The organism is Microcystis sp., assembly GCF_048564745.1.
In the GTDB taxonomy this organism is placed as follows: Bacteria; Cyanobacteriota; Cyanobacteriia; order Cyanobacteriales; family Microcystaceae; genus Microcystis; species Microcystis ichthyoblabe_A.
In genome coordinates this window covers 1-14,460 of sequence record NZ_JBLZRT010000213.1, presented here as the reverse complement: position 1 = coordinate 14,460, position 14,460 = coordinate 1, and the positions used below count along the sequence as shown (strand labels likewise).

General features: G+C 41.9%; 14 protein-coding genes and 1 tRNA gene. 11 read left to right on the top strand and 4 right to left on the bottom strand.

Annotated elements, in window-relative coordinates:
• The first annotated feature begins 20 nt into the window (after window positions 1-20).
• Window positions 21-986, top strand: coding sequence for a M48 family metallopeptidase (locus tag ACOCD9_RS21420; RefSeq protein WP_419548388.1), 966 nt, complete (start codon window positions 21-23; stop codon window positions 984-986).
• A gap of 302 nt (window positions 987-1,288) precedes the next feature.
• On the top strand, window positions 1,289-1,555 hold the full coding sequence (locus tag ACOCD9_RS21415) for a DUF6761 family protein (protein WP_002780719.1): 267 nt from the start codon (window positions 1,289-1,291) through the stop codon (window positions 1,553-1,555).
• 81 nt (window positions 1,556-1,636) lie between these two features.
• Here ACOCD9_RS21415 and dacB read toward each other — a convergent pair whose 3' ends face one another.
• A complete protein-coding gene (dacB, locus tag ACOCD9_RS21410; protein ID WP_419548398.1) occupies window positions 1,637-2,527 on the bottom strand; it encodes a D-alanyl-D-alanine carboxypeptidase/D-alanyl-D-alanine-endopeptidase in 891 nt (296 codons plus the stop codon).
• 280 nt (window positions 2,528-2,807) lie between these two features.
• Between dacB and ACOCD9_RS21405 the strand changes: the two genes are divergently transcribed.
• The gene (locus tag ACOCD9_RS21405) at window positions 2,808-3,758 is read left to right on the top strand and encodes an ABC transporter ATP-binding protein (protein ID WP_287702625.1); all 951 of its coding nucleotides are present in this window, start codon (window positions 2,808-2,810) and stop codon (window positions 3,756-3,758) included.
• A 48-nt stretch (window positions 3,759-3,806) separates the two neighbouring features.
• Here ACOCD9_RS21405 and ACOCD9_RS21400 read toward each other — a convergent pair whose 3' ends face one another.
• Entirely contained in the window at window positions 3,807-4,439 is a 633-nt protein-coding gene (locus tag ACOCD9_RS21400) for a Uma2 family endonuclease (RefSeq protein WP_272103902.1), read from the bottom strand.
• Between the two features lie 179 nt (window positions 4,440-4,618).
• Between ACOCD9_RS21400 and ACOCD9_RS21395 the strand changes: the two genes are divergently transcribed.
• From ACOCD9_RS21395 to ACOCD9_RS21365, 7 genes are all read left to right on the top strand, one after another.
• Window positions 4,619-6,610, top strand: a complete 1,992-nt coding sequence (locus tag ACOCD9_RS21395) for a DUF262 domain-containing protein (protein WP_287702622.1) — start codon at window positions 4,619-4,621, stop codon at window positions 6,608-6,610.
• Between the two features lie 131 nt (window positions 6,611-6,741).
• Window positions 6,742-7,935, top strand: coding sequence for a hypothetical protein (locus ACOCD9_RS21390; RefSeq protein ID WP_419548387.1), 1,194 nt, complete (start codon window positions 6,742-6,744; stop codon window positions 7,933-7,935).
• A gap of 42 nt (window positions 7,936-7,977) precedes the next feature.
• Window positions 7,978-8,748 carry an HAD family hydrolase gene (locus ACOCD9_RS21385; protein ID WP_419548385.1) on the top strand — a complete coding sequence of 257 codons (771 nt, stop codon included), beginning with the start codon at window positions 7,978-7,980 and terminating at the stop codon, window positions 8,746-8,748.
• Between the two features lie 134 nt (window positions 8,749-8,882).
• A complete protein-coding gene (locus tag ACOCD9_RS21380; RefSeq protein ID WP_104395299.1) occupies window positions 8,883-9,470 on the top strand; it encodes a Panacea domain-containing protein in 588 nt (195 codons plus the stop codon).
• A complete protein-coding gene (locus ACOCD9_RS21375; protein WP_002796042.1) occupies window positions 9,442-9,819 on the top strand; it encodes a hypothetical protein in 378 nt (125 codons plus the stop codon). The genes ACOCD9_RS21380 and ACOCD9_RS21375 overlap by 29 nt, the downstream gene beginning before the upstream one ends.
• 135 nt (window positions 9,820-9,954) lie before the next feature.
• Window positions 9,955-11,313, top strand: a complete 1,359-nt coding sequence (trxB, locus tag ACOCD9_RS21370) for a thioredoxin-disulfide reductase (RefSeq protein ID WP_409836560.1) — start codon at window positions 9,955-9,957, stop codon at window positions 11,311-11,313.
• A gap of 136 nt (window positions 11,314-11,449) precedes the next feature.
• A complete protein-coding gene (locus tag ACOCD9_RS21365) occupies window positions 11,450-12,280 on the top strand; it encodes a metal ABC transporter permease (protein ID WP_419548383.1) in 831 nt (276 codons plus the stop codon).
• A gap of 246 nt (window positions 12,281-12,526) precedes the next feature.
• Here ACOCD9_RS21365 and ACOCD9_RS21360 read toward each other — a convergent pair whose 3' ends face one another.
• Both ACOCD9_RS21360 and surE read right to left on the bottom strand, forming a co-directional pair.
• Window positions 12,527-13,108, bottom strand: coding sequence for a DUF3727 domain-containing protein (locus tag ACOCD9_RS21360; RefSeq protein WP_287667845.1), 582 nt, complete (start codon window positions 13,106-13,108; stop codon window positions 12,527-12,529).
• A 47-nt stretch (window positions 13,109-13,155) separates the two neighbouring features.
• Entirely contained in the window at window positions 13,156-13,968 is an 813-nt protein-coding gene (gene surE, locus ACOCD9_RS21355; protein ID WP_002778245.1) for a 5'/3'-nucleotidase SurE, read from the bottom strand.
• Between the two features lie 57 nt (window positions 13,969-14,025).
• Between surE and ACOCD9_RS21350 the strand changes: the two genes are divergently transcribed.
• Window positions 14,026-14,098: transfer RNA gene (locus ACOCD9_RS21350), tRNA-Arg, on the top strand.
• Window positions 14,099-14,460: the final 362 nt, after the last annotated feature.

The window sequence follows — 14,460 nt, the reverse complement described above, 5'->3', positions numbered from 1 at the left end:
TCCTTTCTCCTTGAAAAAATATGCCAACTTATCCTGATATCTCCAGTCAAGCTTTTAAACATCCCCTAGATCAGCAAGCTGAACAGGCCTTAAGATCAGTTCCGGGGTTTGACTTATTAGCGAAAAGTTTTTCCGAATATCTCTATGAACGTCCCCAGCAAATTTTATTAATGGGCAATGATCTAAAAGTCGGCCCGCGTCAATACGCCACTTTATACGGTATATATCGCCAATGTCTGCGGGATTTAGATATGTCCCCAGAACCGAATCTTTATGTCAGTCAAAACCCTTTAGCCAATGCCTATTCTTTGGGGTCAGAACATCCCTATATTGTCTTTAATACTGCTCTTTTAGACCTCTTAGATGAAGAAGAAATTCGAGTAATTCTTGCCCACGAATTAGGTCATTTAAAATGCGATCATAGTATTTTAATTCAAATGTCTTTTTGGGTGATGGGGGCGGCTAATTTGCTTGGAGACATCACCTTAGGACTAGGAAAAGCCATTACTACTGGTCTAGTTTATGCCTTTTATGAATGGCGCAGAAAAGCCGAATTATCCGCAGACAGAGCCGCTTTATTAGTCACCGATGATTTAAATTTAGTCCTGAGAACTTTAATGAAATGTGCAGGAGGAAGCCAAAAATACCTGCATGAATGCAACTTAGAAGAATTTATTCGCCAAGGGGAAGCCTACCGACAATTAGACCAAGATAACTTAAACCAGATTTATAAATTTCTCATTTATAATGGCGGTAATGGTTCCTTTTTAACCCATCCTTTTTCCGTAGAAAGAGTCCAGTATCTACAGCAATGGTTTAACTCGGAATCCTATCGTCAAATTCGCTGGGGAAACTATGCCAAAACAGGGGTAAAAAGCTCAACTAATGTTGATGCTAATGATAGGGAAAGCGAAAGATTACAGCGACAAATAGCAGAACTACAGGCAGAAATTGAACGGGCAAAAAGACAAAGAAACCCTGAATAATCTATACGAAGGCGCTCATGCAAAAGGCAGAAGGCAGGAGACAGGATTCAGGATTCAGGAGACAGGATTCAGGAGATTGCCTTTATTTATTTTCCCTTCTCCCCACACCCCACAACCCACACCCTACACCCCACACCCCACACCCCACACCCCACACCCTTTACTGATCACTGAAAATTCTCTTGTCTGTGTTTTGCCGATTTGGTGGGTACAATAGAGATAGGGGAAACCAAGAATAGCAATTCTCCCTAGGATTATCTATACAAACTTACCCCCACTCTCTCTTTTTTGTTCTACTGCCCATGCTCCAAGATACCCAATCCATTCGTTACTATCAAAGACTGACCGATGACATGGTGGATCTTTGGCACCGTGGCTCACGTTTTGATGAGATCCGGCTATATGTAGAAGGCTATTTAGCCTGTTTACGCCATTCTAATTCCATAGAACCCTATCTAATTCATCGTCTCGAAGAAGAAATATTTCGTTTTCTGCGAGATCCCTCTAATTTTGAATATCTCTCCCCCCAAACCCAAACCCAAACTGAAGCAGATTATGGCTATTATTAACCATTAGTCTTGCCTCATCTCCACAAGCAATTTAAATGCGCGGACAGTTGATCAGGACAATTGGGGATTTTTACGAGAGATTTACTGAGCTTGACAGGAACGAGATTCGGTCATCTGTAGAACAATAGTATCGATCGCTTTCACCAGAGCCTGTCCCGAAACCCGTTGATTATTAACGATAATGCTAAATAACATCGGTCCTTGGTTGGGGTTTTCTAGATAACCCGATAGGGCCCGCACACCGGTAAGAGTGCCAGTTTTAGCGTAAACTGTGCCGGTGGCTGCCGTCTGACGCATTCGGTTTCTCAGGGTGCCACTAATTCCCGCTACCGGTAAGGAAGCATAGAAAGTATCGCGATTAGGAGAATAATACATCACCCGCAAAATTTCCACGATCGAGCGGGGAGTAGCGGTATTACGGCGGGATAATCCCGAACCATCGGCGAGACGAAAACCACTGGGATTGATGCCCAATTGTGCCAAGATGGCAGTAACATTTTTAGCACCGCCGATAAAGCGAAAAAGAGTGTCAGCGTAGAAATTATTACTTCTCTGATTAGTGATATTCACCCAATCGCGCAGGGATTTTTTGCGAATTGTCGTTTCCGGGTTCATCGCTTGTAAAGCGGCAGCCGTGGTAAATAACTTTGTATTAGAAGCAGGGATAAAATAGCGATCGGCGTTATGACTATAAATAACCGTTTGGCGATCAATAGATTCGATTAATATACCCCACTGATTGGGAGCTTGACCGATAATTTTATCGATATTTGCCCCAATCAATTGAGTACAGGTATTATTATTGGTGTTATTGTTTTCCGGCGGGGGAACGTATAATTCGATGGATTCGTTCGACGAGGAAGGAGCGGGATAAACGGAGAGATTAACTTGAGCGATGCCAGGGTAGGCCAAGGCGATAGTGGCTACACTGGCCACTGTCAGGGAATTAAGGCAAGTGAGGAGTTGTTTCATGCTGTGTTTGTGTAAGAGTCTGGTTTCCATAAGCGTTCGCCCTATTGTACCAGTTGCCGCTCAAGTGTCAACGTTACCTGTCTAACAGATTTTAGCCGCTAATTTTCGGCAATGCCAGAGAAGAAAGCTGGCAATAGCCCGGAACTGCACTGATACCGCTTCTCAAGACTGGTGGGAATTTTTCTGGGTTCCAAAACTGGGCTATTTTGATACTGTTGACATCGCTGCTGACAATTGGGGAATAATAAAAGCAAAGTCTAGGAGAGATGATTCCAAAACAATGACGAATACCAGCCGTCAAACGGTGCTAGAGACGTTAAACTTACAAAAAACTTATCGGACGGGATTCTGGTTAAATAAGAAAATCGAATCCTTGAAAAACTGTACTTTAATTGTCCATGAGGGGGAAACCTTTGGATTATTAGGCCCGAACGGTGCGGGCAAAACCACGCTCTTAAAAACCCTTTTAGGGATTGTCCGACCCACTTCTGGACGGGCCTTGATTCTCGGTCAACCAATTGGCGATCGCTCGGTCAGGCAACGCATCGGCTATCTTCCCGAAAATGCCTACTACTACGACTATCTCACCGGCTGGGAATTCCTACAATTAATCGCCAGCATTTTTAAAATTCCCTCTTCTGTGCAGAAAAAACGCATTCCTGAATTATTGGATTTAGTGGGATTAGACCGCAAAACTGCCCAGAAAAAGCAATTGCGTCAATATTCTAAGGGGATGATGCAACGGATCGGTATAGCTCAAGCATTAATCAATGATCCAGAATTAGTCTTTCTCGATGAACCGATGTCGGGACTGGATCCTATCGGTCGCTATCAGGTGCGAGAAATTATTCACTCCCTCAAACAAAGGGGGAAAACCATCTTTTTTAACTCTCATATTCTCTCCGATGTGGAACAAATTTGCGATCGCATTGCCCTATTAGCTCGGGGAGAATTACTTTGTGTCGGTTCCCTCGACCAAATTCTCGGTCGTGCTGATGTCTATCAGGTGATTGTTCAAGGTGGTAGGGAGGAGCAACTACAGCAATGGCTCCTCGGTTTGCATTGGCGCGATAATTGTTGGCACGGACAATTACAGGGAGAACCCGATGCTTTTCTGGCTGCCCTGTCTAGTATGGATGTTCGCTTGATCAGTCTTAATTTAGCTCGTGCTTCCCTAGAAGAATTTTTTATCGACCAATTACGTCAGCGCGGTATTACCTCTAGTCAATAGGCACTCTCAGAGCAAATCCGTTTTTAATAGTAGCCAAGAAACATCCTCTCAGATTTGGTCGGGATTAATGCCCAATTCCCGCAGTTTATTGGCTAATCTTTCCGCTCGTTGTTTTTCCTCGTTATAGCTGGTGAAAGCTTGTCCATCGGGATAAAAAAGCAACATTTCTGGTTCCCCCAACTGAAAACGAATACCTAAACGGGGACTAACCCAATTATCGAGAGTTTCCAGAATTTCTAGCTGATTTTCCCCTCTTATCCAACCACTGGCATCATTTTTATGGGGATCATAAAGATAATACTCCTCGACCCCATAACGCTGATAAAATAGCTGTTTTTTGGCCATTTCCGTGAGGGTGTTACCCGGAGAGAGGATTTCAAAAACCACCTGGGGACTAACGTTATTTTCTAGCCATTGTCGATAGGAACCTCTTTCCCCTTTTGGTCTTCCAAAAACCACCATGATATCCGGCGCTTGACGCAGTTTATTATCATTTTCCACGGGATACCAAAGTAAATCCCCCGCAACAAAGACATCAGACTGCTCGCGAAATAGCCAGTCTAAATTAGTTTTAATTGTTGTGATCCAACGAAATTGCAAGGTATTATCGGCCATGGGTTGACTATCGCTATCGGGGTAGATAATTTCAGTGACGTTAGTTTTATCTAGTTGCGAAACCATAAGACTAAGTTAAAAGGGAAAAATATAATTCTATAATAGCGGGCATTTGTATTATATAGCAATTTGTCGGCTGGTTTAACAAGGCGTAACCCACCGCCAGGATCCTAGACAGTGCCAAATTGCTGTGTTAGAGTGATAAATACTAGGAATAATCGGTCTATCTTCCTATACTAGCCCCTATGCAAGCATCGGTAGTTACTCTTCAAGAAATTATTCAAGGCAACACACAATATATAATTCCACTATTTCAGCGCACTTATAGTTGGAAAAAGAAAGATTGGGAAGATTTATGGGATGACATAAGCTATTTGTACGGTCAAGAAAACCCTCGTCCCCATTTTATGGGTTCGATAGTTAAAACTCAAGTTTCGCCTAACTCCGGCGTGGTCAATAAATATCTGCTAATTGATGGACAGCAACGTTTAACGACTATTTTTCTGCTCTTTGCTGCTTTGCGAGACGTAGCGAAAGACCAACAAGAACAGGATTTAAGCGCAGAAATTGACAAAACATTTCTTGTTAATCCCTTTAAAAAAGGTTCTGATTACTTTAAAATTCAACCTACTCAGTTAGACCTAGAATATTTTCAGTCTGTAATCCGTGGCAAAATCATCGACAAAGAAAATACCATATCCCAGTGTTATTTCTTTTTTAAAAGAAAGATCAATGAACAATCATATTCGTTAGCTAAACTAACAGAAGTTATCTGTAATCACTTATCTTTGGTCAATATAACTCTTGGTAATGACGACGATCCCTACCTAGTATTTGAAAGTTTGAATGCCACGGGGCAGCCTTTAACTGAGGCCGATTTAATTCGTAATCATTTATTTATGAAGGTTCGTCAAGAGGAGCAACAGACACTATATGATAGATACTGGCTGCCGATGCAGGAAAAATTAGGAGATAATTTAACAGAATTTATCCGTCACTATTTATCAAAAAGTGGGGCAGAAATTAGAAATAACGAAATTTATTCTGCCTTTAAAAATAAACTAGCTGATAATAATCCCGCTCTCTATATAGAGGACTTATATACATTTTCCATGTATTATGCCAAACTAATCACTCCCAGGCTGGAAAATAATTCTAGTATTCGTAAATATCTCGATTCTTTTCAGCGTCTAGAGGTCTCTACTATCTATCCATTTCTTTTAAATTGTTATGATGACTGGGGAAATAGCAAATTATCTGAAAAGGACTTTATAGAGGTTTTAAAAACCCTTGAAAACTTTCTTGTCCGTCGTTTTGTTTGTGGTATTCAGACTCGCGGACTTAATAAAACTTTTGCTTTACTATATTCCCAAGTTCAAAAAGATGCTGCTTTAAACTCTGAACCTTTTATTAAAAGATTAAAAATCTCTCTTCAAAAGAAAGACTACCCAAAAGATAATGATTTTAAAGAAAAGTTAATAACCATCAAACTATACGGAGGAAATCGCAGCGAAAAAGCGAAAATTATTCTCGGTGCGATCGAAGAATCTTTTGGTCATCGAGAAACTGTAGATTTAAGTGATTCTCGCCTGACTATTGAACATATTATGCCGCAAAAACTAAATGATAAGTGGAGAGATTATTTGGGAACAGATGCAGATATTACCCATCAACTTCTTGTGCATACTTTAGGTAATTTAACCCTGACGGCTTATAATGGAGAACTGGCGGATAAAGATTTTTCTCACAAGAAAGAAGAACTCCATAAAAGCCATCTTGAAATTAATAAATACTTTGATAGTATTAACTCATGGCAAAAAGAAGATATCGAACAACGTGCCGAATATTTAGCCGAGCGTGTTATAAAAATTTGGAGTTATTTTGGCGATGATTCGCTGCCAGTCAATGAAACTGCATCTGTCAAGGATACAAAACCCAAAAAACTAATTATTCGTGGTAAACAACAAACAGTTAAAACTTGGAAAGATGTACTAATTTGTACTCTGAATACTCTCTACGATCTAGATCCTGAAAAGTTTCAAGAGATTGTGCTAGAGTTTCCTCGCTTTTTATCGAAAGATGACACAAAATTTCGCCGACCTCAAAAACTTGAAAATAATATTTTTATAGTAGAAACTAATTTTTCCGCCAAAGATATCTACTATTTTTGTGTAAAAGTAGTAGAAACTATGGGATTATCCTCAGAGGATTGGTCAGTCGAGAGAGAACCTAAATAATCACTCCAACATCTCTTGACAAATAGGATAACTTGTGCATTACTATATCTCGCTCCATCCTGATATTTTTCTGAAGCTAGAAGGGTATATTAAGAGAGATTCCGATCACCGCTTATTGAGATAAATCTATTATGCTTATTTACTTTATTCATGGAGTGGCCACAAGAGATGCTAGTTATGCCAATAAATTAATTAAACTAATTGAAGAAGAATGTAAACGCAAAAATCGGGCGATTCCCTACTGTTATGCAGGATTTTGGGGAAATGTTCTCAAAGGAACCGAAAAATTATGGCGAGATATCGACCAAGAATTACAGACACAAAAACAGAAAAATAGTAATTTTAACCCCGAGCAATCCTTTCGCTATCAAAATTTTAGAAAAGAGTATTTATCTTATTTTATCGGTGACGCATTTACCTATTTAGGCAGCGATCGAGGAAACCAAATTCGCCGCATTATTGCCGATCAATTAATCGATCTTGTTCAAGCTTATCCCCAGGAAACCGAATTACATATAGTCGCCCATTCTTTGGGTACTGTAATCCTTTGGGATCTGTTATTTTCTGAGCGTTTTGATCCTAAGGATCCCGCTCATGAAATTCGTAATCTTATCGGTAAAGAACGGGGCAAACTTTCCCTATCTAGTGTGACAACAATGGGTTCACCGATCCCATTTTTAAATCTAACTCTAGGCATTGATACCAATCAAATTGAAAAATTTATTAGCCAGCATCAAGGCCAGCGTTTGCTCTGGAATAATCTGATTAATTCCTCCGATATTATCGCTTATCCAATTCGTCCTCTTTTTGATTCTATAACCGATGTATCCAAGATTTTAATGAGCGATTATTATCTAGAAGCGACTGGCAATATTTTTGATTCCGTAGAAATTGCTGCCGTTGTCTTAAATTCCCTTAATGCTCATACCTATTACCTAGCATCAGATAAAGTAGCTAAAAATATCGTAGAGACAATTTATTTTGATCAGCAGGATTATAATCATGGCAATAGTTACAGTGATAACACTTGTGTTGATCTTGCCATAGAAAGAATAGCTAAAATATCTGGAGTGACTAAAGATCTGGCAAAAATGAAACCTTTAAAAGAAAAAATATTACTAGAAGGTAAATTTAAAGATGCCAGTGGTTATATTTATTTAAGCTCAGATTTATATCGTGTCCATCATGTTTATATACAGGACAATCATCAAAATATTGTATATGCTGTATATGTGGGCTGGATTCATGTAGAGGGACTGAAAAATTCTGTCACCGAAATCATCAGACAGCTATGTTATATCAACGATGAAGCAAAGAATAGCTAATAGCTGCGCTATACTGCCATTATTGAGATTAAACCAGCATTTATGAATCAATTCCCCCGCATTCTAGCACTCGATTTTGATGGTGTTCTTTGTGATGGCATGATCGAGTATTTTCAGATTAGCAAACGCACCTATGAAACCCTTTGGCCGGAAACAATTCCCGAGGATTTTTTCCCGAGGTTTTCGCAACTTCGTCCCGTTATCGAAACCGGTTGGGAAATGCCTTTACTGTTGCGATCGCTCGTTCTCGGTATTCCCGACGGGGAAGCTTTAAATAATTGGCCGTCAATTGCTCAAAATCTGCTAGAAAGGGATAAAATAGCGAAAAAAGTTCTCTCAAATGCTCTCGATGGTCTTAGGGATCAATGGATTGAGTCGGATCTAGAGTCTTGGTTAGCCTTACATCAATTTTATCAACCCGCGATCAATCGCCTGGCCTCTCTTTTAGACTCGGATTTTTTGGTCTATATTATCACTACAAAAGAAAGCCGTTTTGTCAAGCAATTGTTACAAAAAGTAGCAATTAATTTTCCGGCAGCGAGATTAATTGGCAAGGAAATTAAACAGCCGAAATACCTGACTATTCAGCAAATACTGGCTAATTTACCCGAATCTCCCGCTAATTTGTGGTTTGTCGAGGATCGTCTCGATGCGTTGGAATTAGTGCAGCAACAAGCCGATTTAAACGATGTGGGCTTATATTTAGCCGATTGGGGATATAATACCGCCCAAATGCGCCAAAAAGTTGCTCAAGATACCCGCATTAAACTTTTATCCCTATCTCAATTTGCGGCAGACTTCACCCACTGGTAGAGTCGGTGACGAAAAATATTAAAACTTCGTCCATTCCCCCATGAGCATTGTTAAGCTTTCTTCATACACTTGTACTAATTGTCAATTTCTTCTACAATGGTCATAGGTCGATATTTTAGAAATTTTGTGGATCTATGATTGACTGCCTGACTGTGGCTCGCTACTTTATTATCAGAGCTTACGAGGATGGTATAGACGCTGAAATGACTAATATGAAAGTCCAAAAGCTTTTATATTATGCACAGAGCTTGCATTTGGCCCTATACGATGAACCATTGTTTAAGGAGGAAATTCAAGCATGGCGTTACGGTCCGGTTTGTCCTGCTGCTTATAAGTTCTACAGTGATTTTGAGGCTGAACAATTACCAATTCCTCGCCAAGAATCCTTATCTGGGCTGCCATCGGAGAAAAAAGAACTTTTAGCAGAAATTTGGCAATATTTCGGTAACTACCACGCCTATAGGTTGAGTGATATGACTCATGCGGAATTTCCTTGGAAAAAGGCTCGTAAAGGTCTGCTACCAGAAGAAAGTTCCACAGAGCCAATTCTCCTTGATGATATGAAAGCATTAGGTTATCAAAAGCTTGATTTGATAGAACAGGAACATCCGGCCTACAAAGCAGCCATGTCTGAAGTTTTGAAGGAGGCATTGGCGACGGAATCTTCTCATCGTATTGGGAAAGGAGAAGTGCATGACTGGCTCAATTCCCTTCTCGATTGAATCTTCTGACAACTTCGAGCGCTCTTTCAAAAAACTGGCAAAAGTTCACAAAAATAGCTTTGTTGAACTTATTGCCAAAACTTTAGAGGATTTAATCGATGACCAATATCCCCATAACTCCCGCCAGGAACCTCTACCGGGGAAAATTCAGTTGCCGGAAGGCTGGACTTTTCATAAGCTCGATATCCGGGTTTCAAAAGGTGCTGCGGGGCAAATTAGATTAATGTATTTGGTGAGCGCGACTACCTACACAATTAAACTGGTTTGGATTTACAGCCATGAGCAGTTTGTCAAACGTCCTGCTGATGCCGATTTAAAAGCTATTATCCGAGATATTCTGGATTTTTAGGCAGAAATCTACTTCTTGCTGGGTTAGGACGCATATTAAACTGATGGGTAAACTATCTAACTTATCGTCGTCTAACCTACCCGACATTATCTGCTATACTAAAAAGCGTAGTCGTTATGAGTTGCATTTACGGTTATGACTGTCGAGAATTTAGTCATTATTGGTTCGGGACCGGCGGGATATACGGCGGCGATTTATGCGGCGCGTGCGAACTTAAAACCCTTGATGTTTGAGGGTTTCCAAGCGGGAGGCATTCCGGGGGGACAATTGATGACCACCACAGAAGTAGAAAATTTTCCCGGTTTTCCCGAAGGAATCACCGGTCCCAAGCTCATGGAAAGAATGAAGGAACAGGCCGAAAGATGGGGGACCCAATGCTATACCGAAGATGTTATCTCGGTGGATTTAAGTCAGCGTCCTTTTACCATTCGTTCCACGGACCGGGAAGTTAAGGCCAATAGTATTATTATCGCCACGGGAGCCACTGCCAAACGCTTAGGATTACCCAGCGAGGCCCAATTCTGGAGTAACGGCATTTCCGCTTGTGCTATCTGTGACGGTGCTACACCGATATTTAGAGAGGAAAACCTCGCTGTCATTGGTGGCGGTGACTCCGCAGCCGAAGAAGCCGTATATTTAACTAAATACGGCTCTCACGTCCATTTATTAATTCGCGGGGAAGCGATGCGTGCCTCGAAAGCAATGCAGGACCGGGTGTTAAATAATCCGAAAGTTACTGTTCATTTTCACACCCAAGCACTGGATGTGTTCGGTACAGGCAGTAAAATGGCAGGATTACGCATTAAAAATTCGCAAACGGGAGAAATCAGCGAATTAGCCGTTAGAGGTTTATTTTATGCCGTCGGTCACACTCCCAATACTTCCCTATTCCAAGGACAACTAGAATTAGACGAGGTGGGTTATGTGAAAGTCAAACCGGGGACCGTTGCTACCAGCGTCGAGGGGGTTTTTGCCGCAGGAGACGTACAGGACCACGAATACCGTCAGGCCATCACCGCCGCAGGTACGGGGTGTATGGCGGCGTTATTGGCAGAAAGATGGTTATCGGAGCATAATTTAATCCAAGAATACCGTCAATCAGCCACTTCTGAACATTACGAGACGAAAACCGTTAGCGAAACCCCGGCCGATACGGAGGAAACTTTTGATATTAACAAAACCCGTCACGTTGGGGGTTATGCTTTGCGGAAATTATTCCACGACGGCGATCGCTTGTTAATGGTAAAATATGTTTCTCCCACCTGTGGCCCCTGTAAAACCCTGAAACCGATTTTAGATAAAGTGGTCGATGAGTACGATGGCAAAATTTATTTTGTGGAAATTGACATCGAAGCTGACCCGGAAATTGCCAAAATGGGTCAAGTAACTGGGACTCCTACGGTACAATTCTTTAAGGACCGGGAATTAGTCAAGGAAATGCGCGGAGTCAAACAAAAAAGCGATTTTCGTCAAGTAATTGAAAGTTATCAATAATCAGTTATCAGTTATCAGTTATCAGTTATCAGTTATCAGATGTGAGTTTTGAGTTTACTGTTTACTGAAAAAGCTCCCCACACCCCACACCCCACACCCTAATTCATAATTCATAATTCATAATTCATAATTCCCTATGCTAGAGGCTTTACAATTTGATTTTATGCGCCATGCGATTGCTGCAGGAATATTAGTTAGTATTGCCTGTGGGATTGTGGGTACTTTGGTAGTAGTTAATCGCGTGGTTTTTATCAGTGGGGGAATCGCTCATGCTGCCTATGGAGGGATAGGAATCGGTTATTTTTTTGGGATTAATCCTGTGGTGGGGGCGATATTTTTTACCTTTTTTTCGGCTTTAGGCATGGGGTTTTTACAGCGTCGCATCCGCGAGAGATCCGATACTTTAATCGGGGTGATGTGGGCGATTGGTATGGCGATTGGGGTAATTTTTATTGATTTAACCCCCGGGTATAAAGCTGATTTAATGAGTTATCTTTTTGGTAGTATTTTAACTGTACCGAGGGATGATTTATGGATAATGGCGGCCATAGATATATTAATTATAACCTTAGTTAGTATCTTTTATAAAGAGTTGTTAGCCATATCTTTTGATGAAACTTTTGCGATTATTCGTAATATTCCCGTGGAGATAATTTATTTAGGTTTAATGGGAATAACCGCTTTAACTATTGTGGCAGTAATGCAGGTAGTAGGATTAATTATGGTAATTGCTTTGTTAACTATTCCTGCGGCTATCAGTGGACAATTTGTTAAAAATATGAAGGGAATGATGGTTCTAGCGATTATCTTAGGAATTGTCTTTACTTTGGTTGGTTTATGGTTATCCTATAGTTTAAATCTCACCTCGGGGGCGACAATTATTTTAGTGGCAGGATTGGGTTATTTAATCAGTCTTGCTTGGAAACCTTTCATCCTCACTATCACCAGAAAAATAGCTAATCTTTAAAGCTCTCCCCTAGTTGTGGTGATATAGCATTTATCTTAATAGTGAGGTATAAGGTTTTTATTTTCGGGAGACAGGAGCCGGTCGTTAATACCAAGTTAGGTTATACTTCATCTTTATGATAAACGCCGTAATTTAAAGAAAAAATACCAAATCCGTGTTAATCGCAATGATGATGAAATCCCGAAAGATATACTGTGACTAGATTTATCAAAAGTTTTGCCCGGCGGATTTGGTAAAATCAAGTAATTAATCGAGTTCATCAAACAAAAGTTCCTCTAGAATTGGTCCCATACCGTCATCATCGGGGGAAACTAATTCAACCTTCCCTTCCCCATCACCGACAGCTAAGAATAACAAAGGAGCAAGGGGACTGTAAATCGAGTATTTTTGGTCTTCGGAAAAGAAACTGGCGAGAAATTGCAATTCTTCCGGCTCTGATGACGAGGAAGGAGCATCGCTATCGATTTCTAAACTGAGAACATTATCTTCTTCCAGGGGAGGCAATTCACCACTAACGGTTAAAGTGTGAGCAGTGGGTTTGAGCAATAGGTCTAATTCTGCTAAAACTGCCTTAGCATCGGCAAAAACCCGCTCGATTTCCTCGCTATCTTCGATTAAGAAGGCATCAGATTCTTCTTCCTCCGATTCCTCGTCCCAAGCTAGAATCATCACCGGGGTATCCACGGGGACAAGAAGCATATAGGTAAGGTCATCGGTTTCATAGGCATTCTCAATATAACAGTCTAGTGATCGACCTTGCTCATCCCAGAGGGTTATGACATCCGCTTCTTCGAGTTCGTTTTCTTGAAAATTAAATTGAGGGGACATAGGCTCTCAAACGCTAATGATTGAATCAGAATATCATGAGATGCTCCTCAATCAAGCCAAGAATTCCGGTGCAAATGTTGAAAACCCTGTACATCAGTTAAATTGTATTGTAGGGGCGTGATGGTGATAAAATTCTCGCCAATAGCGCGCACATCCGTAGGCACTTCCGGGGGTAAATGGCTGTAGTCCGGTTGTTCGATATCTTCCACCACTTCCCCAATTAACCAGTAATAACTTTTACCCCTGGGGTCCAGTCTTTTCTCGAAGGTTTCCTCGTAGCGTCGCAATCCCTGCCTAGTGATTTTCACTCCCTTGATTTCGGCACTACTAACCGGAGGGACGTTGACATTGAGCAAAGTGGGAACAGGAAAAGGGTTAAGGGTAACTTTCCTGACTAAGGTGAGGGCAAAATCCGCAGCCGGTTGGAAATCACAAGCTTTAAAACTGGCCAGACTAACGGCAATACTGGGAATACCTTCGATTAATCCCTCCATGGCCGCGGAAACCGTGCCAGAATAGAGGATATCAGTGCCGAGATTAGACCCGTGGTTAATGCCGGCTAAAACTAAATCGGGAGGCTCTTTGAGGACGGCACTAAGGGCAAATTTTACCGAATCGGCGGGGGTTCCCGAGCAGGACCAGGCAATCACCTCGGGATGAAAAATTCCTTCCACCTGTTCGGCCCGGATGGGATGGTGTAAGGTTAGGCCATGACCGGTGGCAGAGCGCTCGCCGTCGGGACAAACTACGGTGACTTGATGACCGGCGGCAGCGAGGGTGTTGGCAAGGGTGCGGACTCCTAGCGCGGAAATACCGTCATCGTTACTGATAAGTAATTTTAAAGAGCGATCGCTAGTCATGGGAAATTTCTGCTCTACTGCGCCGGCTAGTGGTATAATGTAATGGTATTTTATCGTGGGTACGTAGCTCAGAGGATAGAGCACCAGGTTCCGGTCCTGGGTGTCGGGGGTTCGACTCCCTCCGTACTCGTTCAGTAATGTAGGGTTGATTCATGAATCAACCCTACCCGTTGGGGGTAGGAGTGCCTTTCTTGATATGTAGCCTCTACTCAAGGGATTGAGTATTACTTGCGATTTTATTGCTCAATCCAAGTTTTGGGGGGGGGGGGGGGGCCCCCCCCCCCCCCCCCCGCGGCGGGGGGCCGCGGCGGGGCGCGGCGCGCGCGGGCCCCCCCCCCCCCCCGGGGGGGGTTGTTGGGGGGCAAACCCCCCCCCAAAGGCTTGGATTGAGTGATAAAATCGAAAGTAACGCCCAATTTTAGCCGAGAGTTTCCCCGTAAAAATCCCAACTTGGTAGATTTACAAAAATGAGATGCACCCATTAGGGATTAG

Bases quoted from the DNA above. Each gene is read 5' to 3' on its own strand.
- surE (WP_002778245.1), bottom strand. From the start codon at position 13,968: ATGACTAGCGATCGCTCTTTAAAATTACTTATCAGTAACGATGACGGT.
- ACOCD9_RS21420 (WP_419548388.1), top strand. From the start codon at position 21: ATGCCAACTTATCCTGATATCTCCAGTCAAGCTTTTAAACATCCCCTA.
- ACOCD9_RS21385 (WP_419548385.1), top strand. From the start codon at position 7,978: ATGAATCAATTCCCCCGCATTCTAGCACTCGATTTTGATGGTGTTCTT.
- ACOCD9_RS21395 (WP_287702622.1), top strand. From the start codon at position 4,619: ATGCAAGCATCGGTAGTTACTCTTCAAGAAATTATTCAAGGCAACACA.
- dacB (WP_419548398.1), bottom strand. From the start codon at position 2,527: ATGAAACAACTCCTCACTTGCCTTAATTCCCTGACAGTGGCCAGTGTA.
- trxB (WP_409836560.1), top strand. From the start codon at position 9,955: ATGACTGTCGAGAATTTAGTCATTATTGGTTCGGGACCGGCGGGATAT.
- ACOCD9_RS21375 (WP_002796042.1), top strand. From the start codon at position 9,442: ATGACTGGCTCAATTCCCTTCTCGATTGAATCTTCTGACAACTTCGAG.
- ACOCD9_RS21415 (WP_002780719.1), top strand. From the start codon at position 1,289: ATGCTCCAAGATACCCAATCCATTCGTTACTATCAAAGACTGACCGAT.
- ACOCD9_RS21400 (WP_272103902.1), bottom strand. From the start codon at position 4,439: ATGGTTTCGCAACTAGATAAAACTAACGTCACTGAAATTATCTACCCC.
- ACOCD9_RS21365 (WP_419548383.1), top strand. From the start codon at position 11,450: ATGCTAGAGGCTTTACAATTTGATTTTATGCGCCATGCGATTGCTGCA.
- ACOCD9_RS21405 (WP_287702625.1), top strand. From the start codon at position 2,808: ATGACGAATACCAGCCGTCAAACGGTGCTAGAGACGTTAAACTTACAA.
- ACOCD9_RS21390 (WP_419548387.1), top strand. From the start codon at position 6,742: ATGCTTATTTACTTTATTCATGGAGTGGCCACAAGAGATGCTAGTTAT.
- ACOCD9_RS21360 (WP_287667845.1), bottom strand. From the start codon at position 13,108: ATGTCCCCTCAATTTAATTTTCAAGAAAACGAACTCGAAGAAGCGGAT.
- ACOCD9_RS21380 (WP_104395299.1), top strand. From the start codon at position 8,883: ATGATTGACTGCCTGACTGTGGCTCGCTACTTTATTATCAGAGCTTAC.